The sequence below is a fragment of the Acinetobacter sp. YH01005 genome, from assembly GCF_013420465.1.
Taxonomy (GTDB): Bacteria; Pseudomonadota; Gammaproteobacteria; order Pseudomonadales; family Moraxellaceae; genus Acinetobacter; species Acinetobacter amyesii.
Genome location: NZ_VOYA01000006.1, coordinates 79,858 through 104,793 on the forward strand (window position 1 = coordinate 79,858; position 24,936 = coordinate 104,793).

General features: G+C 40.8%; 21 protein-coding genes and 2 tRNA genes. 17 read left to right on the plus strand and 6 right to left on the minus strand.

Features of this window, described 5'->3' with window-relative positions:
* Positions 1-372: 372 nt before the first annotated feature.
* From sdhC to sucD, 9 genes are all read left to right on the plus strand, one after another.
* Entirely contained in the window at positions 373-771 is a 399-nt protein-coding gene (gene sdhC, locus FTT72_RS05520; RefSeq protein ID WP_078192993.1) for a succinate dehydrogenase, cytochrome b556 subunit, read from the plus strand.
* A complete protein-coding gene (gene sdhD, locus FTT72_RS05525) occupies positions 771-1,136 on the plus strand; it encodes a succinate dehydrogenase, hydrophobic membrane anchor protein (protein ID WP_078189907.1) in 366 nt (121 codons plus the stop codon). Before sdhC ends, sdhD begins: the two co-directional genes overlap by 1 nt.
* 12 nt (positions 1,137-1,148) lie before the next feature.
* A complete protein-coding gene (gene sdhA, locus FTT72_RS05530; protein WP_180177997.1) occupies positions 1,149-3,047 on the plus strand; it encodes a succinate dehydrogenase flavoprotein subunit in 1,899 nt (632 codons plus the stop codon).
* 14 nt (positions 3,048-3,061) lie between these two features.
* Positions 3,062-3,769 carry a succinate dehydrogenase iron-sulfur subunit gene (locus tag FTT72_RS05535; RefSeq protein ID WP_078189905.1) on the plus strand — a complete coding sequence of 236 codons (708 nt, stop codon included), beginning with the start codon at positions 3,062-3,064 and terminating at the stop codon, positions 3,767-3,769.
* 796 nt (positions 3,770-4,565) lie between these two features.
* The gene (locus FTT72_RS05540) at positions 4,566-7,388 is read left to right on the plus strand and encodes a 2-oxoglutarate dehydrogenase E1 component (RefSeq protein WP_180089273.1); all 2,823 of its coding nucleotides are present in this window, start codon (positions 4,566-4,568) and stop codon (positions 7,386-7,388) included.
* A 16-nt stretch (positions 7,389-7,404) separates the two neighbouring features.
* A complete protein-coding gene (odhB, locus tag FTT72_RS05545; RefSeq protein WP_078192990.1) occupies positions 7,405-8,622 on the plus strand; it encodes a 2-oxoglutarate dehydrogenase complex dihydrolipoyllysine-residue succinyltransferase in 1,218 nt (405 codons plus the stop codon).
* A gap of 60 nt (positions 8,623-8,682) precedes the next feature.
* Positions 8,683-10,113 carry a dihydrolipoyl dehydrogenase gene (gene lpdA, locus FTT72_RS05550; RefSeq protein ID WP_180113894.1) on the plus strand — a complete coding sequence of 477 codons (1,431 nt, stop codon included), beginning with the start codon at positions 8,683-8,685 and terminating at the stop codon, positions 10,111-10,113.
* A gap of 180 nt (positions 10,114-10,293) precedes the next feature.
* A complete protein-coding gene (sucC, locus tag FTT72_RS05555) occupies positions 10,294-11,460 on the plus strand; it encodes an ADP-forming succinate--CoA ligase subunit beta (protein WP_168379216.1) in 1,167 nt (388 codons plus the stop codon).
* Positions 11,461-11,473: 13 nt separating this feature from the next.
* Entirely contained in the window at positions 11,474-12,364 is an 891-nt protein-coding gene (sucD, locus tag FTT72_RS05560; protein ID WP_168379215.1) for a succinate--CoA ligase subunit alpha, read from the plus strand.
* A gap of 1,014 nt (positions 12,365-13,378) precedes the next feature.
* Here sucD and FTT72_RS05565 read toward each other — a convergent pair.
* From FTT72_RS05565 to FTT72_RS05575, 3 genes are all read right to left on the minus strand, one after another.
* A complete protein-coding gene (locus tag FTT72_RS05565) occupies positions 13,379-15,091 on the minus strand; it encodes a flotillin family protein (protein ID WP_180011015.1) in 1,713 nt (570 codons plus the stop codon).
* A gap of 176 nt (positions 15,092-15,267) precedes the next feature.
* Positions 15,268-15,906 (minus strand): YqiJ family protein, encoded by a 639-nt coding sequence (locus tag FTT72_RS05570; protein WP_180007473.1) that lies wholly within the window; start codon positions 15,904-15,906, stop codon positions 15,268-15,270.
* A 464-nt stretch (positions 15,907-16,370) separates the two neighbouring features.
* Entirely contained in the window at positions 16,371-16,913 is a 543-nt protein-coding gene (locus FTT72_RS05575) for a hypothetical protein (RefSeq protein ID WP_180063464.1), read from the minus strand.
* Between the two features lie 321 nt (positions 16,914-17,234).
* Here FTT72_RS05575 and cysD point away from each other — a divergent pair, with 321 nt between their 5' ends.
* The 7 genes from cysD to FTT72_RS05610 all read left to right on the plus strand — a co-directional run bounded on the left by cysD (position 17,235) and on the right by FTT72_RS05610 (position 22,694).
* Positions 17,235-18,149 (plus strand): sulfate adenylyltransferase subunit CysD, encoded by a 915-nt coding sequence (cysD, locus tag FTT72_RS05580; RefSeq protein ID WP_078189893.1) that lies wholly within the window; start codon positions 17,235-17,237, stop codon positions 18,147-18,149.
* Between the two features lie 152 nt (positions 18,150-18,301).
* Entirely contained in the window at positions 18,302-19,915 is a 1,614-nt protein-coding gene (cysN, locus tag FTT72_RS05585; protein WP_180177998.1) for a sulfate adenylyltransferase subunit CysN, read from the plus strand.
* Positions 19,916-20,062: 147 nt separating this feature from the next.
* Positions 20,063-20,335 carry a hypothetical protein gene (locus FTT72_RS05590; protein ID WP_180011012.1) on the plus strand — a complete coding sequence of 91 codons (273 nt, stop codon included), beginning with the start codon at positions 20,063-20,065 and terminating at the stop codon, positions 20,333-20,335.
* 69 nt (positions 20,336-20,404) lie between these two features.
* The gene (locus FTT72_RS05595; protein ID WP_180011010.1) at positions 20,405-21,520 is read left to right on the plus strand and encodes a RelA/SpoT domain-containing protein; all 1,116 of its coding nucleotides are present in this window, start codon (positions 20,405-20,407) and stop codon (positions 21,518-21,520) included.
* Positions 21,521-21,584: 64 nt separating this feature from the next.
* Entirely contained in the window at positions 21,585-22,106 is a 522-nt protein-coding gene (locus tag FTT72_RS05600) for a PadR family transcriptional regulator (protein ID WP_180177999.1), read from the plus strand.
* A complete protein-coding gene (locus FTT72_RS05605) occupies positions 22,103-22,420 on the plus strand; it encodes a DUF3861 domain-containing protein (protein WP_180011006.1) in 318 nt (105 codons plus the stop codon). The genes FTT72_RS05600 and FTT72_RS05605 overlap by 4 nt, the downstream gene beginning before the upstream one ends.
* A gap of 13 nt (positions 22,421-22,433) precedes the next feature.
* Complete coding sequence (locus tag FTT72_RS05610; RefSeq protein ID WP_111885646.1) at positions 22,434-22,694, plus strand: DUF2798 domain-containing protein; 261 nt, start codon at positions 22,434-22,436, stop codon at positions 22,692-22,694.
* Between the two features lie 13 nt (positions 22,695-22,707).
* Here the strand turns inward: FTT72_RS05610 and FTT72_RS05615 are convergent, their stop codons facing one another.
* Positions 22,708-23,058 carry a co-chaperone YbbN gene (locus FTT72_RS05615; protein WP_180041690.1) on the minus strand — a complete coding sequence of 117 codons (351 nt, stop codon included), beginning with the start codon at positions 23,056-23,058 and terminating at the stop codon, positions 22,708-22,710.
* Positions 23,059-23,189: 131 nt separating this feature from the next.
* Here FTT72_RS05615 and FTT72_RS05620 point away from each other — a divergent pair, with 131 nt between their 5' ends.
* Complete coding sequence (locus tag FTT72_RS05620) at positions 23,190-24,182, plus strand: NAD(P)H-quinone oxidoreductase (RefSeq protein WP_180178000.1); 993 nt, start codon at positions 23,190-23,192, stop codon at positions 24,180-24,182.
* Between the two features lie 467 nt (positions 24,183-24,649).
* Here the strand turns inward: FTT72_RS05620 and FTT72_RS05625 are convergent.
* Together FTT72_RS05625 and FTT72_RS05630 are read right to left on the minus strand one after the other, a co-directional pair.
* Positions 24,650-24,735, minus strand: a tRNA-Leu gene (locus FTT72_RS05625).
* A 10-nt stretch (positions 24,736-24,745) separates the two neighbouring features.
* A tRNA-Cys gene (locus tag FTT72_RS05630) sits at positions 24,746-24,819 on the minus strand.
* Between the last annotated feature and the right edge of the window lie 117 nt (positions 24,820-24,936).

Here is a 24,936-nt window from a genome sequence, read left to right on the forward strand (position 1 = left end):
ATTTTAAAATGTAGTGGGAAAAGAAAGATTTAGATTTGTTCATCTTTAGTCTAAAAGTTTAAATCACCATATACACACAAAAACAATAAATGAAATTTACATTTAACTGATTAAAACCAACAAGATAGTCTGATTTTCTTAGATAAATAAGGTATTTGTTTTTAGAAAAGTTATTGTTAATGATTCTTATTTAAGGATATTTTGCAAAATTCCTAATTGTCTTCGTTTGTGTTTTGAAAGTTCACGTTTTATAATTCCCTGTCGTTTATAAGATCAGACAGCTGCAGAGTTTATTATATTGTAATGTCTGACTATGCTAGCTTTCCTACGAATTAATTCCAACAAACTCCGGATGGAGTTTTTACTTACAGGATGCCCGCTGTGAAAAGCAACAGACCTGTCAATTTGTCCATGGGTCAAGTTTTAGACGTAAACTTAAAATCCCCTGTGGCTATTGCATCAATTTTACACCGTCTATCAGGTGTTATCGTATTTTTACTCGTACCGGTCCTTCTTTGGATTTTAGACAAATCTTTATCTTCACCTGAAGGTTTTGCGCAAGTTCAAGCTGTGTTTGATAGCTTTATTGTGCGTTTTGTCGTATGGGTATTTGTAGCCGGCTTAATTTATCACCTTATCGGTGGTATCAAGCATCTATTTGCAGATCTTGGCGTTGCTGAAGAACTTCAAAGTGGTCGTATCGCAGCTACTATTTCATTGATCTTGTCTGCAATCGGTATTGTTGCAGCATTTGTATGGATTGTTCTCTAATGAAAAGTGCTACAGGTTTAACAGGATCAGGTTCGCGCGATTGGTTTATCCAACGTGTAAGTGCCGTTGTATTGGCTGTTTATACTATTGTTGTGCTGGGCTGGATCCTTTGCAATAGCGGATTCACTTTTGAGCAATGGTATGGCTTTATGATGACAACACCAATGAAGATTTTATCTTTATTGTCTGTCTTATCTCTTGTTGCGCATGCTTGGATTGGTATGTGGCAAGTATTCACTGACTATGTGACTACTCGTCAAATGGGTCCTTCAGCAAACGGTCTGCGTTTAGTGCTGACTTCTGCAGTGATTGTTGCAGTATTTGCATACGCGATCTGGGCGATCCAGATTTTTTGGGCAAATTGATAGGAAGATATCATGGGCGCTATAACCCCTAAAGAAGATTACACAAATATTCCACACCAAACTTTCGATGCAGTCATCGTTGGTGGTGGTGGTTCAGGTATGCGTGCTTCTTACCAACTTGCTCAAGCTGGTTTGAAAGTTGCTGTACTGACTAAAGTATTCCCAACTCGTTCGCACACTGTTGCAGCGCAGGGTGGTATTGGTGCATCTCTTGGTAACATGCAAGAAGATAACTGGCACTACCACTTCTACGACACAGTTAAAGGTTCTGACTGGTTAGGTGACCAAGACGCAATTGAGTTCATGACTCGTGAAGCGCCTCAAGTTGTATATGAACTTGAACACTTAGGCATGCCATTTGACCGTAACGCTGACGGTACAATTTACCAACGTCCGTTTGGTGGTCATGCTGCGAACTATGGTGAAAAACCAGTTCCACGTGCATGTGCTGCTGCCGACCGTACAGGTCACGCTCTTCTTCATACGCTTTATCAAAGCAACGTGAAAATGGGTACTCAATTCTTCGTTGAATGGATCGCACTTGATTTGATCCGTAATGAAGAGGGTGATGTGCTTGGTGTGACAGCAATTGACCAAGAAACAGGTAAAATTGCAGTATTCCAAGGTAAAGCAACATTGTTCGCTACTGGTGGTGCTGGTCGTGTTTACCGTGCATCTACTAACGCTTATATTAATACTGGTGACGGTCTTGGTATGGCAGCTCGTGCAGGTATTCCATTACAAGATATGGAATTCTGGCAATTCCACCCAACAGGTGTTGCGGGCGCAGGCGTATTGTTGACAGAAGGTTGTCGTGGTGAAGGTGCGATCCTTCGTAACGATGCTGGTGAGCCGTTCATGGAGCGTTATGCTCCGACACTGAAAGATTTGGCACCTCGTGACTTCGTATCACGTTCAATGGACCAAGAAATTAAAGAAGGTCGTGGCTGTGGTCCTAAGAAAGACTACATCTTGCTTGATATGACGCATCTTGGTGCTGAAACAATCATGAAACGTCTTCCATCTGTATTCGAGATTGGTAAGAAATTCGCGAACGTTGACATCACTAAAGAGCCAATTCCTGTAGTACCTACAATCCATTACCAAATGGGTGGTATTCCTACAAATATTCATGGTCAAGTGGTTGTTCCTGTATCTCGTGAAACTGAAGCTTTGGTTGCGAACTACAATAAAGAAACTGGTGTGTACTCACACAATGCGGGTGACCGTGATTTCACTAAACCAGTGAAAGGTTTCTATGCAATCGGTGAATGTTCATGTGTATCTGTACACGGTGCAAACCGTCTAGGTACAAACTCATTGCTTGACTTGGTTGTATTTGGTAAAGCTGCTGGTGAACATATTGTTGACTACGTAACTAAACACCACGGTGATGAATACGCTCCATTACCTACAACTGTTCTTGAAAACACTTTGAATCGTGTTCGTCATCTTGATGAATCTACTTCTGGTGAAAATGCTCAAGAAGTTGCAGATGCAATCCGTGACATCGTTCAAGACCACGCTGGTGTATTCCGTACATCTGCACTACTTGAAGAAGGTGTGAAACAGATTCTTGCGATCGAACCACGTGTACGCAACATTCATTTGAAAGACAAATCTAAAGTATTTAACACAGCACGTGTTGAAGCTCTAGAAGTTGAAAACTTGTATGAAGTTGCAAAAGCGACATTAATTTCTGCAGCTGCACGTAAAGAATGTCGTGGTGCGCATACAGTGGTAGATTTCGAATTACCACCTGATCATGCTGACTACCCATACGGCCGTCGTGATGATGAGTGGATGAAACACACTTTATGGTTCTCTGTAGATAACCGTCTTGAGTACAAACCAGTACGTTACAAGCCTTTATCTGTAGATGCTATTCCACCTAAACCACGTACATTCTAATTGGGAGAAGTAAGATGAGTAGAGGTACTCGTACATTTAATATCTACCGCTACGATCCTGATAAGGATGCAGCTCCGTACATGCAAACTTTTAAACTAGAGTTGACTGACAAGCACCGTATGTTGCTTGATGCGCTTCTAGCATTAAAAGTACAAGACGAATCATTAACATTCCGTCGTTCATGTCGTGAAGGTATTTGTGGTTCTGATGGTGTAAACATCAATGGTAAAAATGGTTTAGCGTGTCTTTGGAACCTAAACGACTTACCAGAAGTGATTACAATTCGTCCGCTTCCAGGTCTTCCAGTAATTAAAGACTTGGTTGTAGACATGAATCAGTTCTACGATCAGTACAACAAAATCCATCCGTTCCTAATCAATAATCAGCCTGCGCCTCCTAAAGAGCGTTTGCAGTCTCCTGAAGAGCGTGAACACTTAGATGGTTTGTACGAATGTATTCTTTGTGCATGTTGTTCAACTTCATGCCCATCATTCTGGTGGAACCCAGACAAGTTCTTGGGTCCATCAGCATTGTTGAACGCATATCGCTTCATCATTGACTCTCGTGATACAGCAACTCAAGAGCGTTTGGCTCGTCTTGACGACCCATTCTCATTGTTCCGTTGTAAAGGTATCATGAACTGTGTATCTGTATGTCCTAAGGGTCTTAACCCAACTAAAGCAATCGGTCACATCCGTAATATGCTTTTAGATCTAGGTTAATAGATTTAGCAGTAAAAAGAAGCGCACCATTGGGTGCGCTTTTTTTTGTCATATATAAAAGTGATGATAGTGAAAGTTATTCACTGTCATTGCTGACTGCTTTAAATGGATTTAATAGAAACGTAGTGAATTAAAGGAATAAAACGATAGATAAATGGTTATTTATTGATGAAACGCTCGTACAAGTCTGTCAAAAGGATTAGAAGATGTTATTATGTAACGTAGTAAAAAGAGAGAGGATAGGAATGTCAGCTCTCTTTTGTTTTTGTATATGAGATGAGGGAAAAATCGAACGTAGACTTTTGTCTTAATTGAAAGATCATTTTATATGTAGCACCATATCATAGATGAAAATACAAACAGTGTATTTCGCTAATTTATGAGAGGTATGTGTCAAAAAAATCAATTGAAAATGCTCGAACGTGTTAGCATTTAAAGCATCACTATATGTAAAAAATGACTTTGAATTAGGTACATTTTTTCTACAATTTAAGCGCTGTAGACGGTATATAAATGTTAATAAAGTCGCTTTAGAAAAGATAATGGTGCAAATTTTATTTTTTCTAAGACGATTTGCAAAAATTGCCCGATTTATGTCGGGTATTTCTCAATGAGTAATGATGCCGCTGAGGGCGTTATTGTTCATTAATCACATTGGGTAATCCTAATGTAGTGATAACGCCTCAAGGCTTAAGCCTAATGGGGACTAATGTCATATTACCAATTTGACATTACTAATCATGGGTTCGCTTAAAAAGCATCCTGAAATGTTTTGCAATAGGAAATGGGTCCACAAATGCAAGAAGTTGCTGACGCACTGCGTCTTGACACTGAACTTAGCGCTGACAGTGCAGCGTATATTGAAGAACTTTATGAGCAGTATCTAACGGCTCCAGACTCAGTAGAGGCTGATTGGCGTGAATACTTCGATAAATTCCCGAAAGGTGATCAACCACACAGCAATGTACGTGAGCAATTCCTATTATTAGGCCGTAATTCAAGCCGTGTTCAGCCAGTAGTGCAAAGTGCAGTAAGTTCTGAGCATGAACGCCGTCAAATCGGTGTATTACAGTTGATCGCTGCATACCGTAACCGTGGTCATCAAAACGCAAAATTAGATCCACTAGGTCTTGCAAAACGTGAAATCGTGCCTGATCTAGATCTTGCTGCGCACGGTCTAACTCAGTCTGACTTAGACACTGTATTTAATACAGGTAACCTTGCAATCGGTAAATCTGAAGCAACACTTGGTGAAATGGTTCAAGCAATGGAAGCAACTTATACTGCTTCGATTGGTGTTGAATACATGCACATTGTTGATACCAAAGAAAAACGTTGGATTCAACAACGCCTTGAAGGTACTCGTGGTCAATTTGGCTACACTGCAGACCAAAAGAAACACGTCCTTGAACGTCTAACTGCAGCTGAAGGCCTAGAAAAATACCTTGGTAACAAATTCGTTGGTGCGAAACGTTTCGGTGTTGAAGGTGGTGAGTCTTTCATTCCTATGGTGAATGAACTTATTCAACGTGCGGGTTCGGTAGGTTGTAAAGAAGTGGTTATCGGTATGCCTCACCGTGGCCGTTTAAACCTTCTTGTAAACATCATGGGTAAAAACCCAGCTGATCTATTTGGTGAGTTCGAAGGCAAATCTCTGCATAAAAAAGGCTCTGGTGACGTTAAATACCACCAAGGTTTCTCTTCAAACGTCATGACTCCGGGTGGCGAAGTTCACTTGGCATTAGCGTTTAACCCATCACACTTAGAAATCGTTGGACCTGTAGTAGAAGGTTCTGTACGCGCACGTCAAGTACGTCGTAAAGATATCGGTGGTGATGATGTATTACCAATCATCGTTCACGGTGATGCTGCATTTGCAGGTCAAGGTGTAAACCAAGAAACCTTCCAAATGTCACAAACTCGCGGTTATACCGTGGGTGGTACAGTTCATATCGTCGTGAACAACCAAGTTGGTTTCACAACGTCTGACCCACGTGATGCGCGTTCTACAGAATACTGTACTGACATCGCGAAAATGATCCAAGCACCGATCTTCCATGTGAACGGTGATGATCCTGAATCTGTATTATTTGTTTCTCAATTGGCACACGATTTCCGTCATACATTCCGTAAAGACGTTGTAATCGATATGTTCTGCTACCGTCGTCGTGGTCATAACGAAGCCGACGAGCCAGCTGCAACTCAGCCAATGATGTATCAAATCATCAATAAAAAAGCGACTACACGTACGCTTTATGCTGACAAGCTTGTACAAGAAGGTGTTCTTGATCGTGCTTCTGCTGATGCAATGGTTGAACAGTATCGTTCTGACCTTGAAGCAGGTAAACACGTTGCAAATGCGTTGGTACTTGAGCCAAATACAAAAATGTTTGTGGACTGGAAACCTTACCTAGGCCACGAATACACAGACAAATGGGATACCACTTTCCCAATCGAACGTCTAAAAGAGCTTGGTGCGAAAATGCGCGAGCTTCCAGAAGGCTTCGTGATGCAACGTCAGGTTGCTAAAGTGATTGATGACCGTCTGAAAATGCAGACTGGTGAAATGCCATTGAACTGGGGTGCTGCTGAAACATTAGCTTACGCGTCTCTTCTAGATGAAGGTTTCCTTGTTCGTTTAACAGGTGAAGACGTTGGTCGTGGTACATTCTCACACCGTCATGCAAAACTTCATAACCAAGTAGATGGTTCAACTTACATTCCATTATGTAACTTGAAAGAAAACCAACCACGTACAGCTATCTATGACTCATTATTGTCAGAAATGGCGGTTCTTGCATTCGAATACGGTTATGCAACGACTCTTCCGAAGAGCCTTGTCATTTGGGAAGCGCAATTTGGTGACTTCGCAAACTGTGCACAGGTTGTAATCGATCAGTTCATCGCGTCTGGCGAAACTAAGTGGGAACGTGTATGCGGTCTGACTATGCTTCTTCCACATGGCTTTGAAGGTCAAGGTCCTGAGCATTCATCAGCTCGTTTAGAGCGTTTCTTACAGCTATGTGCTGAAGAAAACATGCAAGTGATCACACCGACTACACCAGCGCAGATTTACCATGCGATGCGTCGTCAAGCACTTCGTCCAATCCGTAAACCAATGATCGTGACTTCACCGAAGTCTCTTCTTCGTCACAAACTTGCAACTTCTACATTAGAAGAACTTGCAAATGGTTCATTCCAAACTGTGATCGACGAAATCGACAACATCAACAAGTCAGACGTAACTCGTCTAGTGCTTTGTGGTGGTAAGGTTTACTACGACTTACTTGAAAAACGTCGTGAAAAAGAATTGAACAACACAGCAATCGTTCGTATTGAACAATTGTATCCGTACCCAGAAGCACGTCTTGCTGAAGTTCTTGCACAATATCCAAATGTTAAAGAATTGGTTTGGGCTCAAGAAGAACCGAAGAACCAAGGTGCATGGTTATTCATCGCTCCGCGTCTGTATGACGACGTGATGAAAGCGGGCAAACAAGTTCGTATTAGTTATGCAGGTCGTGAAGCTTCTGCTGCACCGGCTTGTGGTTCACCATATTTGCACGCAAAACAACAAGCTCAGCTCGTAAATGATGCTTTAGCTATCGTAGCTGAATAACAGGAGATTTTTAATAATGGCAACCGAAATTAAAGCACCGGTATTCCCAGAGTCAGTTGCTGACGGTACAGTTGCAACTTGGCACAAACAACCAGGTGAAGCAGTATCACGTGACGAAGTGATTTGTGATATTGAAACAGATAAAGTTGTTTTAGAAGTTGTAGCTCCTGCTGACGGTACGATTTCTGCAATTGTTAAAAACGAAGGCGATACAGTTTTATCGAACGAAGTGATCGCGACTTTTGAAGAAGGTGCTGCTTCTGGCGCTGCTCAAACTCAAGCTGTTCAATCAGAAGAGAAAGTAGAACAAGCTGCTGCGCAAACTCAAGCGGGTGCTGCTCCTGTTGTTGAACGTGCTCAACCTGTTGCTGATCAAGCTCCTGCAGTGCGTAAAGCATTGACTGAGTCTGGTATTGCTGCTGCTGACGTTGCTGGCACTGGCCGTGGCGGTCGCATCACTAAAGAAGATGTTGCTAACCACCAAGCTAAACCAGCTGCTCCTGCTGCTGCGCCATTAAGCGTTGCTGTTGGTGAACGTATCGAAAAACGTGTTCCTATGACTCGTCTTCGTAAGCGTGTTGCTGAACGTCTACTTGCTGCAACTCAAGAAACAGCAATGTTGACTACGTTCAACGAAGTAAACATGAAACCAATCATGGAAATGCGTGCGCAATACAAAGATGCTTTTGAAAAGCGTCATGGTGCACGTCTTGGCTTCATGTCATTCTTCGTTAAAGCGGCAACTGAAGCACTTAAACGCTACCCAGCTGTAAACGCTTCGATTGATGGCAATGACATCGTTTACCACGGTTTCTACGACATCGGTGTTGCTGTATCAAGTGACCGTGGTCTAGTGGTTCCAGTTCTTCGTGATACTGACCGCATGAACTATGCTGAAGTTGAAAACGGTATCCGTGCTTACGCTGGTAAAGCGCGTGATGGTAAATTGGGTATCGAAGATATGACTGGCGGTACATTCACTATTACTAATGGTGGTACTTTCGGTTCATTGCTTTCTACACCGATCTTAAATACGCCACAAACAGCGATTTTGGGTATGCATAAAATCCAAGAACGTCCTATGGCTGTAAATGGTCAAGTCGAAATCTTGCCAATGATGTACTTAGCGCTTTCTTATGACCACCGTCTAATCGATGGTAAAGAAGCAGTAGGCTTCCTTGTAACAATCAAAGAGTTGTTAGAAGAACCAGCTAAGCTAATCCTTGATCTTTAATACTTCAGAATAATGCAATGGGCTTAGAGCGATCCTCTAAGCCCATTTTTGGAGATACACATGTCTCAATTTGATTTAGTTGTTATTGGTGGCGGTCCTGGTGGTTATGAGGCTGCTATCCGCGCTGCTCAATTAGGCTTTAAAGTAGCTTGTATTGAAAAACGTATTCATAAAGGTAAACCATCTTTAGGTGGTACTTGCTTAAACGTGGGTTGTATCCCATCTAAAGCATTACTTGATTCATCGCACCGTTATGAAGATACCGTTCATCACTTAGATGACCACGGTATTACAACAGGTGAAGTGAAATTTGATCTTGCAAAATTACTTGATCGTAAAGACAAAATTGTTAACCAATTGACGATGGGTATCGATGGCCTACTTAAAGGCAATGGTATCGAATGGTTAAAAGGTACAGGTAAATTACTTGCAGGTAAGAAAGTTGAGTTTGTATCTCACGAAGGTGAAACTCAAATTTTAGAACCTAAATATGTAATCCTTGCATCGGGTTCTGTGCCAGTCAATATTCCAGTTGCTCCTGTAGACCAAGACATTATTGTTGACTCTACTGGTGCGCTTGAGTTCCCAGAAGTGCCTAAACGTCTTGGCGTAATCGGCGCGGGTGTCATTGGTCTTGAACTTGGTTCAGTATGGCGTCGTCTTGGTTCTGAAGTTGTTGTATTTGAAGCAATGGATGCATTCTTGCCAATGGCTGATAAAGCTTTGGCAAAAGACTACCAAAAAGTATTGACTAAACAAGGCCTTGATATCCGTGTTGGCGCTAAAGTTGCTGGTACAGAAGTGAATGGCCGTGAAGTTACGGTTAAGTACACGCAAGGTGGCGAAGACAAAACTCAAACTTTCGATAAGTTGATCGTTTGTGTTGGCCGTAAAGCATATGCAGAAGGTTTATTGGCTGAAGATTCAGGCATTAAACTTACTGAACGCGGTCTAGTTGAAGTAAACGATTGGTGTGCAACTTCGGTTGAAGGCGTATACGCAATTGGTGACTTGGTACGTGGTCCAATGCTTGCACATAAAGCAATGGAAGAAGGCGTAATGGCTGTTGAACGTATGCACGGTCACGCAGCTCAAGTGAACTACGACACAATCATCTCTGTCATCTACACACACCCAGAAGCGGCGTGGGTTGGTTTAACAGAAGAGCAAGCGAAAGAAAAAGGCCATGAAGTGAAGACTGGTCAATTTGGCTTTGCTGCGAATGGTCGTGCAATGGCTGCTGGTGAAAACGCAGGCTTTGTTAAGTTTGTTGCTGATGCGAAAACAGATCGTCTACTTGGTATGCACGTGATTGGACCTGCAGCGTCTGATATCGTACACCAAGGTATGATCGCACTTGAGTTTGTATCAAGTGTTGAAGACCTACAGTTAATGACTTTCGGTCACCCGACATTCTCTGAAGTCGTTCACGAAGCTGCACTTGCAGTCGATGGACGTGCAATTCACGCGATTCAGCGTAAACGTAAATAAGATGTAAAAAGAGCGGCTTAGGCCGCTCTTTTTTGTTTCAGATGGTTGTTTTAATTTGAATAATCATCTAAAAATAAAGATAAGAAATATTTTAAGATTTAAAAAGGTTAAAGCTGCTTTGACGGATGTCTGGGCTTTAATGGGTCATAACAAAGCGAAAAAAGAGTAAAAGGTTGTTCAATGAATCTACACGAATATCAAGCTAAAGCGTTATTAAAAAAATATGGTATGCCGGTGCAAGAAGGCGTATTTGTAACAACCGCAGAAGAAGCAGTCAAAGCTTTTGAGCAATTGGGTGGTAAGTTTGCAGTTTTAAAAGCCCAAGTCCATGCAGGTGGTCGTGGTAAAGCGGGCGGCGTGAAAGTGGTAAAATCTGCGCAAGAAGCTACTGATTATGTGAACCAAATGGTCGGTTCACGCTTAGTTACTTATCAAACAGATGCATTAGGTCAGCCAGTCAGTGGTATTTTGGTGTCTGAAGATGTCTATCCTGTAGAGCGTGAATTGTACCTAGGAGCTGTAGTTGACCGTTCTAGCCGTCGTGTGACCTTTATGGCATCGACTGAAGGCGGTGTTGAAATTGAGAAAGTTGCAGAAGAAACCCCTGAAAAAATTATTAAAGTTGAAGTAGATCCTCTAGTTGGATTGTTACCATTCCAAGCACGTGAAGTGGCGTTTGCTTTAAACCTAAAAGATGGTCAAGTGAATCAATTTGTCAAAATCATGTCTGCGGCTTATCAAGCATTTATTGAAAATGATTTTGCTTTATTTGAAATTAACCCGTTATCCGTACGTGAAAATGGCGAGATTTTATGTGTAGATGCAAAAATTGGTATCGACTCGAATGCCTTGTATCGTTTACCTGAAATTGCAGCGCTACGCGATAAATCGCAAGAAAATGAGCGTGAGCTGAAAGCATCAGAATTTGATCTGAACTATGTGGCACTTGAGGGTAACATTGGCTGTATGGTGAATGGCGCGGGTCTTGCCATGGCAACCATGGACATCATTAAACTCTATGGTGGTCAACCTGCAAACTTCCTAGATGTAGGAGGCGGCGCGACCAAAGAACGCGTAATTGAAGCCTTTAAAATCATTTTGGCCGATAGTTCTGTACAAGGTGTATTAATCAACATTTTTGGTGGGATTGTACGTTGTGACATGATTGCTGAAGCAATTATTGCAGCGGTTCAAGAAGTAAATGTGACTGTACCTGTGGTTGTTCGTCTAGAAGGGAACAATGCAGAGTTGGGTGCAAAATTACTTGATGAATCAGGTTTGAAATTGATTTCTGCAAATGGCTTGGCTGATGCTGCAGAAAAAATCGTTGCTGCGGTAAAAGGCTAAGGGAGTAGAGATCATGAGCGTATTAGTTAATAAAGACACCAAAGTATTGGTACAAGGTTTTACCGGTAAAAACGGCACATTCCATTCTGAACAGTCAATTGCTTACGGCACAAAAGTGGTCGGTGGGGTGACTCCGGGTAAAGGCGGCACACAACACTTAAACTTACCCGTTTTTAATACCATGAAAGAAGCGGTGCGTGAAACAGGTGCAACGGCAACCTCGATTTATGTACCTGCACCATTTGTCCTAGATTCAATTATTGAATCGATTGATTCAGGTGTTGAGCTGATCGTAGTGATTACGGAAGGCGTGCCTACACTCGATATGTTGAAAGCTAAACGTTACCTAGAAACCTATGGTAATAATGCACGTCTAATTGGTCCGAACTGTCCAGGGATTATTACTCCGGGTGAATGTAAGATCGGTATTATGCCGGGGCATATTCATCAGCCGGGTAAAATCGGCATTATCTCGCGATCAGGGACTCTGACCTATGAAGCTGTAGCGCAAACCACCAAGCTGGGTCTAGGTCAGTCGACGTGTATCGGTATTGGGGGAGATCCAATTCCGGGCATGAACCAAATTGATTGCTTAAAGCTGTTCCAAGACGACCCGCAAACTGAAGCGATCATCATGATTGGTGAGATTGGTGGTACAGCAGAAGAAGAAGCGGCTGAATATATCCAGTCGAATGTAACTAAGCCTGTTGTCGGTTATATCGCGGGTGTGACTGCACCTAAAGGTAAACGTATGGGACATGCAGGCGCGATCATTTCGGGCGGTAAAGGTACAGCAGAAGAGAAATTTGCTGCTTTTGAAAAAGCCGGTATGGCCTATACCCGTAGTCCTGCTGAATTAGGTTCGACCATGTACGAAGTGCTGAAAGGCAAAGGTTTGGTTTAATCGCCATACTTAAACATCAAAAGAGAATCTTCGGATTCTCTTTTTTTTTACGCAAAAAAAAGCGTATTTCAGCCGCTATGCAAAAGCCATAAGGGCATGGCTATGTGTTCTGCTTTGGGGTGCAGTGACGCTGCATAAACGGATGGAATATTGGTTGTGCAATAACTATGAAATGTAAAGAACACATAATAATCCGAATATGTGATGATTGCGGGGATGGTCATAGGTTTATGATTTTTAGTAATAATTTCGTATAGCGTGCAGTATATTGATTTTAGGGAAAATAACTAATTTAATTGAGATTTTTAATGGATCTTTATCATCAAAGAGCTTTTTTACTTGGATGAAGCCTAATATTTTCAATAGAAATTATTTTATTTGTAATTTTCTCAAGCCTTATACAAAGGATGGTAGATCAGGAATATGAGAAGGGGGAGCTTTAAAATTGGTGAAATTTGCTATCTCAGTGATGAAATTTTTTTAAGAAAATCTACATGAGCATATACATCTATAGTCAGCTATTATTTTTTAGTTGATGGTTTGAAGTGCAAAAACCTTGTTAGGCCCTATTTTCAATTTAATAAGCAATTTCCAAGTTTTATAAAAACAATAGATAGAACAAAATGTTATCGAGCTGAATATATAGAAGTAAATATCTTATTCTGTAAGATGAGAAGGATATATCAATTAATTGATTTTAAATATTTCGTTTCATAATTTTATGCTGTTTGCTCTATAGCTTCTAAATGAGTATTTTTATGAAATACGCCATTTGTTCATTGATTTAACATCAGGCTGTGATGCGAAATATAAATGTCAGAAACCATTAAAAGCGCTCTGATAAGACAGAAAATGTTGTTCATTTCTTTGGGAGATTGTATGCCCATAAGTACAAGTATCTAAGCCATAAAAAAAGCAGTGCGGACACTGCTTTTTTAATTCATTTAGAATGTGTTGCTCAAGCAATCACTTCTGAATAAAGAGATTTGATGGAGCCCTATCTCAATCAAAAACTTAGTTTTTGCTGGTTTTTAAGCTCTGAGTTAAACCGTTAATATCGCCACCTTGGATACCAAGCTCACTCATCAAGCTATCAATCAGTGGGGCCTGGCTGCGGTAGCGTAGGGCACTATTCACCACTTGGTCTGACAAGGCAACATTACCGCTGCCTTCGTGGTGAGCATCACCTTGGCAAGAACCTGCATGACCACCATTTAGGCCATTCACTTGCAAAATCTTAATGTCATCAATGTTTTCCATTGGTTTCACACTTTCGCGAATGATTTCAGGTAAGTATTTCAGCATCGCTAAACGAATTTGCATTTCAACCTGTTCAGATGACAATACGTTGTTTGCTTCGTTCACTGCACGTGTACCTTCAGCATCAACTTGGTATTGTTTTTCCATCGCCTGAGCCAAGAGAACTTTTGCGTCAGCTTCACCTTTGGCTTTTAAGCGAACTTTTTCAGCTTCGGCTTCAGCTGCAATACGAATCGCTTCTGCATCATCTGCTGCTGCTTGTTTACCTGCTTCTGCCGCGACAGTAATGGCAATCGCATCTTTCTCCGCTTTTTCTTTCGCAGAGACCAATTCAACAGCTTTTTGACGTTCAGCTTGTTGGATTTGACGAACGGTAATGACTTCTTCTTCGGCTTTTACCGCTTGAGCACGGGCTTGATCGGCATGCGCTTTAGCTTCAGATTCAGCACGAGATTTTTCTGCAATAGCAATGGCACGGTCTTGCTCAGCCAACTCAATGGTTTTCTTTTGTTCCACTTGGGCTTGCTGAATAATTTGTGACTTTTGAATATTTTGATTTTCAACGTCACGTGCAGCAGTAATACGCTTTAAGTCAACTTCACGTTCAGCAGCAATACGCGCTTCTTCGGCTTCACGTTTTTTCGAAGCTTCTTGTGATGCAATTTCTGCAAGCTGTTCTGCACGACGAACTGAAATTTCACGTTCTTGTTGCAGTTTTGCATATTCTTCTTCACGCAAAATTTGTAGACGTGCTTGTTCTGCTTCTAAGTTCTTGGTCTTGATTGCAAGATCTGCATCTTGCTCAATCGCATTACGTTTACGACGACGGTCTTCAATGGTTTCTGTCAGTTTAGTTAAACCTTCAGCATCGAACGCATTTTGTGGGTTGAAGTATTTAAAGCCTGTTTGGTCTAAGCCAGTTAATGAAACGGTTTCAAGTTCCAAACCGTTTTTATGTAAATCTTCAGACACCACTTGCTGAACTTTTTGAACGAAGTCGACACGTTTTTCATGCAATTCTTCCATCGCCATTTCTGCGGCAACTGCACGTAGAGAGTCAACGAATTTACCTTCGACCAAATTTTTAAGCTCATTTGGTGACATGGTCTTTTGACCTAACGTTTGTGCTGCTGTAGCAATCGAATCTGCGGTTGGTTTCACACGGACATAGAACTCCGCCATCACATCGACACGCATACGGTCACGTGTAATCAGCGCTTGGTCATCTGCACGGCGAACTTCAAGACGTAGGGTATTCATATTGACAGGGATAATTTCATGCAGCACCGGAAGCACAATAGCACCGCCACCTAAAATCACTTTTTCACCGCCGAAGCCTGTACGCACAAATGAAATTTCTTTACTTGAGCGACGATAAAGTCGAGCAATAATAAAACCAATAAAAATAAGTGCGGCAAAAATTATCCCGACTGAAACAAGGATACCGCTTGGAATAATGTCTAACATGGACGTTTATCTCTTTTGTTGTAGTTCAAGTTAACCCTCTAAAGTGCTAACAAGTTTGGTTTAAAAATCAGTATTTTGTTGACTCATCATGACTTCGAGTTTTGCAGAAGGAATGACGCGTAAAATGTATTTATATGGTGTTAAAAGAACTGATCGAGCATCAATTCATTCAAAATTTAGAGCATGGTGGCTTGAAAGCCTACATTTGTTTTTTGGGTTAAAACCACTGATTGACCTTGGCTGAAAATTTCATCTTGTTCAGGTTCAACCAAAATATAATGGGTCAATCCGTGTTGATCTTTGACTTTGGCTTGAGCAGGAGACTGTGGTCGTGCATCACCCAAAATGATCGTGGCCGTTCTACCGATCAATTCATCACTATAAATGGCGGTTGTTTCATCTTGCGGTAAAATACGGGCAATGAGCATTGCGCTAAAACGTACGAAGGGCATGCACAGAAAAATACAGGCTGGTGCAATAATCCATGCACTGAACATCATACTGGTCATTTGGTTAACGATGGCTTGAATAGCAAAGCCCAACAAACTATAGACACATAAGAAAATGATGAGCCATACAAACAGTGGAATACGACCCAAATACAACCAATCGAGCACACGTGTCACGATACCTGCATCGGCATCTACACCTAGCTCTGCATTATGACCAACATCCTCAGGTAGGAATTGATCTAAGAAGCCTTGAGAACCACCCCCTAAAATTGTTAACACAATCTCAAAAAGTCCAAACAAGAACATTAAGCAGAGACTGATGCTAAACACGATATTAGACGGGTGAGTAAACAATTCCCACATTATATTTATCTCTATATTTATGCTTATAAAAAATCAAAAAAAATAATTCTGGCCGAATTTTTTTCAGTAAATAAAATAACATTATCTGTCGAAATTGTGTAAAAAAATTACAGATCAGATTAACAAAAAGTCGGCTTTTATGTGAGCTATTACTAAGTTTTTCTTTAAAAATAGTTGATCAATTAAATCAGGATTATCTAAATCTAAAGTTAATAGTATTTCTGCTTTACCCATTTAAGATTTAAGTCATTGTGATCAATCAAATTTTAAGTCTAATTGCAGATATATAAGTGGTCGTGCTCAAGGGAGAGAAATGGCCTGTTAAACGGCACAGAAAACAATGTTAGGAAATGTAAATTTATAAGCGTCACAGCAGTGCTGAGGGCTTTGCCGTGACTTTCGATGTCATATGAAGATTTGAACTGGCGTTCAATAGAGCGCTTTTTAGGTGGCTTTAACCCTTTTTATAACAATGAAGTTTGAATGCGTACTTTCATATCTAAAGCCGCTTGAACAATAAAGGTTTTCATCCACTTCACTTGTTCGCCCATCGGATTGGTTTTAATCGCAGTGTCTAAAAAGCCCATGCTTTCAAGTTGAAACAATTGTTTTTCGATCTCTTCTTCTAACTGGGTGCTATTGGCTGCGAGCGGGAAATGGATTAAGTGAAATGCTTTGGGAAAATTATAAAAAGCATAGAGCAGATTAAATGCACGTCGATCGGCCTTTAAATTGCCAGCGCCAATTTCGTAGCCGCGATCTTGGTTACTGTGAGTCACCCCAATCAAAAACTCGAGTTTATTGTCCAAAAGTCGTAGGCCGAACTGAAGGCCAATTTGGTCAGCACTCAGCTCATGTTGTATAAAGTTATTCAGCGGGCTGCCGTCATCATTTAAGGCTTCTTGGAGCACGAGCATGTGTGAAGAATGCTGATAAATATAGCCAGCAAGACCTGCTGCTTCAATCAGCGACTTTAAGGTTTCAAGCGTATAGTGACTATATGGCATATCAATAACTATTGGAGAGTGATATAGCTACTTTAGGTACTTTGAGCGAGTTTGAATACCGATTGTTTAGAGGATTTAGCGATTAGTTAATTGATAAAAAATTGCGTAAACTTACGGATCTCGGACTAGAATAATAATGAAATTGATAAGTCTATTGTATTAAATTAATTAAAATTGATAAGCAGTATCAGACAATTTGTATATGACGAATAAGAATATCAATATCACAAAACAAGCAATCGTTATGAAAGCTTAATCACTATAATGTATATATATCTTTAAAAGTGTAATAAGTACACATATTCTAAGCTGGTGTTGTCCATGTCATTAAATGAGGAAAGACTTACTCATCTTAAACAGCTTGAAGCTGAGAGTATTCATATCATCCGCGAAGTTGCTGCTGAGTTCGAAAACCCAGTCATGCTGTATTCAATCGGTAAAGATTCAGCGGTCATGCTGCATCTTGCTTTAAAAGCATTCTATCCTGCCAAACTTCCATTCCCACTACTGCATGTAGACACGGGTTGGAAATTTAAAGACATGATTACTTTCCGTGACAACATGGCAAAAGAGCATGGCTTTGATTTGATCGTGCATCAAAACAAAGAAGGTAAAGACGCAGGTGTAAATCCGTTCGATTACGGTAGCTCAAAATATACTGACATTATGAAAACTCAAGGCTTAAAACAAGCGCTTGATAAATATCAGTTTGATGCGGCTTTCGGTGGTGCGCGCCGTGACGAAGAGAAATCTCGTGCCAAAGAGCGTGTTTACTCATTCCGTGATACTAAACACCGTTGGGACCCTAAAAACCAACGTCCTGAACTTTGGAATCTTTACAACGGTAAAGTGAACAAAGGCGAAAGTATTCGTGTGTTCCCATTGTCTAACTGGACTGAGTTGGATATTTGGCAATACATCTACCTTGAAAATATTAAATTGGTTCCTTTGTACTTGGCTGCTGAACGTCCAGTGGTTGAGCGTAACGGTACTCTGATCATGGTTGATGATGAGCGTATGCGTTTGAACGAAGGTGAAGTACCACAAATGAAATCGGTGCGTTTCCGTACCTTAGGTTGTTACCCACTTACAGGTGCGGTTGAATCAACTGCAACAACTTTACCGGAAATTATCCAAGAGATGCTTTTAGCCACAACATCTGAACGTCAAGGCCGTATGATCGACCATGACGAAGCAGGTTCGATGGAAAAGAAAAAGCAGGAAGGTTACTTCTAAGAATCTCATAATCTCCCCCTAACCCCCTCTTTACTAAAGAGGGGGAACTCCCGAGAAATAACGGAGCAAAGTCTCCCTTTCTTAAAGGGAGATTTAGAGGGATTAAAAAGATTCAGAAACCGATTTCAAAAGAATATGTGGAGCTTTGAGCAATGTCTCATCAATCAGATTTAATTAGCCAAGACATCTTGGCGTATTTAAAACAACACGAAAATAAAGACCTTCTACGTTTCCTCACTTGCGGTAACGTTGATGACGGTAAATCGACTTTAATCGGCCGTTTGCTTTACGATTCAAAATTGATTTATGAAGATCAATTGCAAGCCGTGACTCGTGACTCTAAAAAAGTCGGTACTACGGGTGATGCACCTGACTTGGCTTTACTTGTAGATGGTCTGCAAGCGGAACGTGAGCAGGGTATTACCATTGACGTGGCTTACCGTTATTTCTCTACTGAAAAACGTAAGTTCATCATTGCTGACACCCCGGGGCATGAGCAGTACACACGTAACATGGCAACTGGTGCGTCGACTGCCGATTTAGCGATCATCTTGATTGATGCGCGTTATGGCGTTCAAACCCAGACTCGTCGTCACTCATTTATTGCGAGTCTTTTGGGTATTCGTAATATCGTGGTTGCAGTGAACAAAATGGACTTGGTTGAATTCTCTGAAGCGCGCTTCAATGAAATTCAAGCAGAGTACAATGAGTTCGTAAACCAATTGGGCGACCGTAAACCTGCGAACATTATCTTCACGCCTATTTCTGCGTTGAATGGTGATAACGTTGTAAACAAATCGCCAAATACACCGTGGTACCAAGGTCAGACTTTAATGGAGACTTTGGAAACTGTTGAAATTTCGCATGATACGAGCAAGCACGAATTCCGTTTCCCAGTTCAATATGTCAACCGTCCGAACCTCGATTTCCGTGGCTTCTGCGGTACGATTGCACTTGGTGAAGTGAAAGTTGGCGATACCATTACTGCATTACCATCTGGTAAGTCTTCGACTGTTAAAGAAATCGTGACTTTTGACGGTAACTTAGACCATGCTGTTGCAGGTCAAGCGGTAACACTTACGCTAAATGATGAAATTGATATTTCACGTGGTAACGTTTTAGTTAAAGCAGGCGAACAGCCATTAATTTCACGTTCTGCACGTGCCTCTGTGGTATGGATGACAGATGCGCCTTTAGTGGTTGGTAAACTGTATAACGTGAAGTTTGGTACACAAACCATTCCTGCGAAAGTTGCGAAAATCAACTACCGTACCAATGTGAACACACTGGAAAAAACGGAAGTTGAACAGCTTGAATTGAATGCGATTGCAGATGTAACGATTGAGTTTGATGCGCCAGTGGTATTTGACCGTTACCAAGACAGTCGTTACACAGGTTCATTCATCTTTATTGACCGTTTAAGCAACGTGACTGTTGGTGCGGGTATGGTTGAGTCTTCAGTGGAATGGACTGCACACAACGAGCCTGTAACTGCTGAAGCGCGTGCTGCACGTTTAGGTCAAAAACCTGCTGCTGTAACTGTGACTGCTAAAGCCCTTGAAAATGCGCAAGCGATTGAAAGCTTATTGATTCAGCAAGGTGTGGTTGCAATTGCGAAAGCTGGTTTAACTGTGGAGCAAGTTGCACTAGTTCGTGAAACTGGTGTGGTTGTGATTACTGATAGTGCTGAAGGTACTGATGTGACTTATACAGTGGAGACTGCTGAAGAAGTTGCTGAGAAAATTGTTGAGTTGGTTCGTCTGTAATAGATTGATCCACTTCAAATAAAAAACCCGCCTGATGGCGGGTTTTTTATTGCTATAGATTAATTGCTGAAAAATAAAACACTTAAATTATGTGTGATGGTTCACATAAATATTTTCTCTGTAAAATGATTATATAGAGGGATTTTTATGAAAAAGTTTTTATTTTTAATAGGGTTATGTTTGGCTTTTACAGTAGAGGCTAAGCAAAATGGGCAAAGTACAGAGGTAATTAAACAGAAAATAATACAGCAGTCTATTGATAGTTATCCGGGAAATTGCCCTTGTCCTTACAATACTGCAAGTAATGGTAGTCGGTGCGGTAAGCGTAGTGCCTACAACCGTGCAGGTGGTTATGCGCCACTTTGTTATCCTGAAGATGTGAGTGATCGGATGGTGAGAGAATATAAAGGTAGAGTATAGCAAAAATAAAAAATATTAATGAGTTACAGATTTTTTGATAACATGCTAAAAAATTGATCACTAATTAATATGAAATATACAGGTAAAAGAATTACTCAGGCGGGAAATGATCTACAGAATCCATTGCTTAAAGAAAACCCGGTACTATTTAGGGCAACGATGGATGTTTTGACATATTGGCGGTATAGCCACGAAAGTTCAATGAATAGTGCGGAAGTTTTATTGAAAGAGGCGACAGTAAAATTTGATAAATCTGCATTCTTGGCAAAAAGGTTGAAGCGTAGTAATTCCATAATCAAAAAATTATCTCGTTTTGATAATATGATGCTTAAAAATATGCAGGACATTGGGGGAGTTCGTGTAGTTGTTTCTAGTTCTAAAAAATTGCAAAAAATATTGAAGCAAATTCAAAGTGATAAGAGATTTTATAACAATGAAAATAAGTTAAGGAAAAAAGATTATTTAAAAAATCCTAAGCCTGACGGTTATAGGGGTGTTCATTTAGTTGGAAAGTTTTTAAATGACGAAAAAGAAAATAGAAATATAGAATTACAACTCAGAACGCAGATGCAACATACTTGGGCAACGACATTAGAAATTGTTGATTTATTTACTAAGCAAAACCTCAAAACTAATCAAGGGCGTATGTCCTGGCAAAGATTTTTTATGTTAGTTTCAAATCAGTTAGCAATTATTGAGTCCTTACCAGGATATGGAATCAAAAATGAAAAAGATTTAATGAGGGAATATATTTTATATGTTTTTAAAGATGAAAAACTATTGCGAGAAGTTGCAGAAATTAAATACATATCAAAAAAACTACAGGTACCACAACTCCTTAATTCTTTTGCTAGATCTATCAATATTATGGACCAATCAGAACGGTTAGAAAATTGTCCAGATGGATATATATTAGTTAGATTAAATACAAATACTAAAAGTATTCAATGTGATTACTTTAAAAAGGAGGAAGCTGAAAAAGCTTCTGAGTATTACACATTATTAGAATCCACAATACAGGAAGGAAGTAATTGGATTGTTGCGTTGGTATCGAGTAATGCTGTGGATGGTATAAAGCAGGCATATCCAAACTATTTTGCGGATTCTAGGAACTTTTTAACATTTTTAGGATTCATTCATTTGATAAAAGCACAGTATGTAGAAAGAGAGCCAGTAGTTTCGTAATATTGAACTTAAAATCTCAAACCGATAAGATATATCTTAAATAATCTTAAGGTGTATCTTTGCGATGTCAAATTCAGACTTTCTCGACAGTAGCGATAGTCCAGTCAAAACCCGAAAACGCCTGTTTGAAGCAGGGCACATGAAGCTATTGGTGCTGCATCTTATCTCCCAAGCACCTAAGTTCAGCTACGATATTATTAAAGATGTCGGCGCAATCGTCGGCGGTGGCTACAGCCCAAGCACAGGGACGATTTACCCAACGCTGAATTACCTTGAAGAACAGCAATACATCCATGCAGAATTAAATGCGGAAGACCGTAAACAATACAGCGTCACGCAGTCAGGCTTAGCGCATCTAGATGCCGAAAAAGCCACAGTAGAGAAAATTCTGTGTCGTTTTGATACCCGTAAGCAGATTCATAACAACGAACAATACGTCGACATCAAACGTGCGATGGAAAACTTAAAAGCATCACTGCGCATCAAAATTCAGCACTGTGAACTAACACCTGAACAGGTCTATGCCATTGCAGAAAAAATCGATCAGGCGGCAGTCGAAATCAGCCGTATGGAGGTGACACAATGAAACAGCATCAATATGAAATCACGCTCAAACACATTGCTGATGCGCAGGGCAATCCTTCGACTTATACCGAAGCGTTGCAGTTTAATGCCTACAACCATGATGACATGTTTAAGGTGCTGGAGCATTTGACCAAAGCGCAATTGTTAGATGATGAAAAGACCAAAGCCTTTGCTGTGGGTCTGAAACTGTTTGGTGAAACCTTGTTGGAAAATAAAGACCATCCTTTATTTAAAGATTTCATGCCGCATTTCGGCCAATTTATGAAAACACTAAAACAAACCGTAAAAGCCCAGAACGCAGCCCAAGACGAATAATAGGTATTTACAGATGAATCAACTCCCAAAATTTCATCCCAAACACATGACTTGGCTGATGCCTCTAATTCTGTCCGGCATTATGAGCGGTTCAATTTCCTGCTTTAATATGCTGATGAATAAAGGCTTAGTTGAAGGCTTTCTTGGTATTTGGCTGCGCGCTTGGGGTATGTCATGGATGGTGGCGTTCCCGCTCATTTTGATCGTGTTGCCATTGGTGCGTAATACTTTAATGAAGTTTGTACGCCTGCCGAATGAGTCTGCATCCAAATAAAAGGTACATCCGTTTAGTCATGAGTTGAATGTGACTGCATAGCATCTTGAATGATGGCTGTTAATTCAGTCAGCGATTTAACTCCTGCAATACGTTGAATGACTTGCCCGCGATAAAATACTAAGGTTGAAGGTAGTCCATAAACGTTATAGCGCAAGGTTAGTATCGGTGAGGAATCAATATTTACCTTGCCAAATTTGAGCTGTGCATGCTGTGCGGACATTTGACTTGCGCACTGCTCAAATACAGGGAAGTTCTGCACACAGGGCGCGCACCAGTCTGCATAGAAACGAATCACGGCAAAACCATCGAACCATTCATAGTCGCTGGCGTTATCTTCGTTATATTCAACAACCTGAACCATGTGCTGCCTATTATTAATTTGCTAAATAGTCAGCCAATTATACATAAGTCCATTGTTATTCAATCTGTATGCTTTCTATGTTCAAATAGTGCAGAGATAGATGAATAGTCAATAATTGAAAAGGAAAAACAATGTCACAGCAAAGCATGCAGCAGGTCATTATTACTGAGCCGGGCGGTGTAGATAAACTGGCCTATGAAAGTGTTGCCATCCCAGAAGCGAAAGCAGATGAAGTGTTGGTTAAAGTGCATGCCTTTGGCATTAACCGCCCAGACATTTTACAACGCCAAGGTTTATACCCAATGCCGAAAGGCGTAACGTCAGTACCAGGTTTGGAAGTGGCAGGTGAAGTGGTTGCTGTCGGTGCAGAGGTCACTTTGTTTAAAGTGGGTGATAAAGTCTGCGGTCTGACCAATGGCGGCGGTTATGCAGAATATTGCGTGGTGCCTGAAAGCCAAACCATTCGTATTCCTGAAGGTGTAAGCTTTACTCAAGCAGCAGCCATTCCTGAAACCTTCTTTACCGTTTGGGCGAATGTATTCCAAATGGGTCAAGCCAAAGCAGGTGAAACGGTGCTGATTCATGGTGGAACCAGTGGTATTGGTACGACTGCATTGATGTTGTGTAATGCGCTTGGGATGAAAACCTTTGCTACAGTCGGTTCTGATGAGAAAGTTAAAGCAATTTCAGATTTAACTACAGCGATTAACTATAAAACGCAAGATTTCGAACATGTGATTAATGAACTTACAGACAATCATGGTGTAGATGTCATTCTAGATATCGTGGGTGCACCGTATTTAGCACAGAACTTAAATCTATTACGTCGTGATGGTCGTTTGGTTTATATCGCATTCTTAGGGGGTGCAAAAGCCAAAGAGGTGAAACTGGGTCAAATCATGATGAAGCGTTTGACGATTACAGGCTCAACCATGCGTGCGCGTAATACTGAAGAAAAGGCAGAGATTGCCAAAGGCATTCAGGAAAATGTTGTTCCGTTATGGTCTAAAGGTGAATGCCTGCCAATGATTTACAAAACATTTAAGTTTGATCAAATTCAAGAAGCACATGCAGCCATGGATACAGGCGAGCATGTGGGTAAGATTGTGGTTGAAGTGATCTAAAGGATTATTTTTAAAACGCGATGTATTTGCAGGGTGTTTTAAAATAATTAAAGAGGGCAATGTCCCTCTTTTTTATTGTATTCCTATCTGATTTGACGCAGTAACATCAAAAGCACAATTTGATTCAAATAAAAGAATGATACGAGGTAAGGTCATCCGCAAGTGTATGAGACAGGGTTGTTTTTAATCAAAAATGTTTTTGCAATACTTTGAATAAGTAGACGCTAGTGAACGAGTTTTGCGGATGACAATGGTTTTGGGTACTTTTGCCGAAACAAAAGTACCTCCAGCCGAAGGCTAATCCCTTTATTCAATCCCTAGATGTAAGACTCTGTCGAGTAGATTTAAATATCGGTAAATAATGTGAAATTACTTTTACGTGCGTAACATCTGTTGCTAAATTTTAGGCATAAAAAAACCAGCTTATCGCTGGGTTCTTTATTACACCATCTTCAGTAGTAGAAGAATGGTGCCCGAGGCCAGACTCGAACTGGCACGCTTTGTGGGCGGGGGATTTTAAATCCCCTGTGTCTACCGATTTCACCACTCGGGCTTAACAAGATTGGAGGCGGAGGTCGGAATCGAACCGGCGTACACGGAGTTGCAGTCCGCTGCATGACCACTCTGCCACCCCGCCATGTCTTGTTGATGCGTATATTAGCAAGCTCTGAAAAAAAAACAATAGCAGATTCATCTGTATGAGCATAAAAGCAGCATACAAGGTAAAAAATTTAAAATAATCATGTATTATGTG

Excerpts from the sequence above, each read along its gene's own strand:
- sdhC (WP_078192993.1), top strand. The coding sequence starts at position 373 with ATGCCCGCTGTGAAAAGCAACAGACCTGTCAATTTGTCCATGGGTCAA.
- sdhD (WP_078189907.1), top strand. The coding sequence starts at position 771 with ATGAAAAGTGCTACAGGTTTAACAGGATCAGGTTCGCGCGATTGGTTT.
- sdhA (WP_180177997.1), top strand. The coding sequence starts at position 1,149 with ATGGGCGCTATAACCCCTAAAGAAGATTACACAAATATTCCACACCAA.
- FTT72_RS05535 (WP_078189905.1), top strand. The coding sequence starts at position 3,062 with ATGAGTAGAGGTACTCGTACATTTAATATCTACCGCTACGATCCTGAT.
- FTT72_RS05540 (WP_180089273.1), top strand. The coding sequence starts at position 4,566 with ATGCAAGAAGTTGCTGACGCACTGCGTCTTGACACTGAACTTAGCGCT.
- odhB (WP_078192990.1), top strand. The coding sequence starts at position 7,405 with ATGGCAACCGAAATTAAAGCACCGGTATTCCCAGAGTCAGTTGCTGAC.
- lpdA (WP_180113894.1), top strand. The coding sequence starts at position 8,683 with ATGTCTCAATTTGATTTAGTTGTTATTGGTGGCGGTCCTGGTGGTTAT.
- sucC (WP_168379216.1), top strand. The coding sequence starts at position 10,294 with ATGAATCTACACGAATATCAAGCTAAAGCGTTATTAAAAAAATATGGT.
- sucD (WP_168379215.1), top strand. The coding sequence starts at position 11,474 with ATGAGCGTATTAGTTAATAAAGACACCAAAGTATTGGTACAAGGTTTT.
- FTT72_RS05565 (WP_180011015.1), bottom strand. The coding sequence starts at position 15,091 with ATGTTAGACATTATTCCAAGCGGTATCCTTGTTTCAGTCGGGATAATT.
- FTT72_RS05570 (WP_180007473.1), bottom strand. The coding sequence starts at position 15,906 with ATGTGGGAATTGTTTACTCACCCGTCTAATATCGTGTTTAGCATCAGT.
- FTT72_RS05575 (WP_180063464.1), bottom strand. The coding sequence starts at position 16,913 with ATGCCATATAGTCACTATACGCTTGAAACCTTAAAGTCGCTGATTGAA.
- cysD (WP_078189893.1), top strand. The coding sequence starts at position 17,235 with ATGTCATTAAATGAGGAAAGACTTACTCATCTTAAACAGCTTGAAGCT.
- cysN (WP_180177998.1), top strand. The coding sequence starts at position 18,302 with ATGTCTCATCAATCAGATTTAATTAGCCAAGACATCTTGGCGTATTTA.
- FTT72_RS05590 (WP_180011012.1), top strand. The coding sequence starts at position 20,063 with ATGAAAAAGTTTTTATTTTTAATAGGGTTATGTTTGGCTTTTACAGTA.
- FTT72_RS05595 (WP_180011010.1), top strand. The coding sequence starts at position 20,405 with ATGAAATATACAGGTAAAAGAATTACTCAGGCGGGAAATGATCTACAG.
- FTT72_RS05600 (WP_180177999.1), top strand. The coding sequence starts at position 21,585 with ATGTCAAATTCAGACTTTCTCGACAGTAGCGATAGTCCAGTCAAAACC.
- FTT72_RS05605 (WP_180011006.1), top strand. The coding sequence starts at position 22,103 with ATGAAACAGCATCAATATGAAATCACGCTCAAACACATTGCTGATGCG.
- FTT72_RS05610 (WP_111885646.1), top strand. The coding sequence starts at position 22,434 with ATGAATCAACTCCCAAAATTTCATCCCAAACACATGACTTGGCTGATG.
- FTT72_RS05615 (WP_180041690.1), bottom strand. The coding sequence starts at position 23,058 with ATGGTTCAGGTTGTTGAATATAACGAAGATAACGCCAGCGACTATGAA.
- FTT72_RS05620 (WP_180178000.1), top strand. The coding sequence starts at position 23,190 with ATGTCACAGCAAAGCATGCAGCAGGTCATTATTACTGAGCCGGGCGGT.